This window comes from Zoogloea sp. LCSB751 (assembly GCF_002028455.1).
GTDB lineage: Bacteria > Pseudomonadota > Gammaproteobacteria > Burkholderiales > Rhodocyclaceae > Zoogloea.
This window is the reverse complement of sequence record NZ_MWUM01000123.1, coordinates 1-314: the sequence shown is the minus strand read 5'-3', so window position 1 is coordinate 314 and position 314 is coordinate 1. Positions and strand designations below refer to the sequence as shown.

At 52.5% G+C, this 314-nt stretch carries 1 protein-coding gene; it reads right to left on the bottom strand.

The features are described from left to right. Positions 1-314, bottom strand: a 314-nt coding sequence (locus B4920_RS26020; protein WP_305847124.1) for a flagellar M-ring protein FliF C-terminal domain-containing protein, incomplete at both ends; no start/stop codon positions are given.

Sequence of the window (314 nt, the reverse complement as noted above, 5' to 3'; positions counted from 1 at the left end):
ATACCTAACTTAACCGCACGCCAGAACCAAGGTTGCTCCCAAAGTTCAGGGGCAGGCACATCTTCAACCAATTGATCCATAAAGGGAACGGTAACAACCTCAAGTACATCACCCCGCTGTGCGCTAAAGCCTACCGCGCCTTCCAGTAAACGGCGGATATTGGTTAATTCTTGCTCGGTACGGGCAACGCGTGCCACTTGGCCATTTTCACCCGCAGCGCCCGGTTTAAAGTCCACCGCAACTGACACACTCACGCGGCGCACTACGCCAATTTGCTGACGGGTATGGCTGATGGTGGTGTCTAATTCAAAATT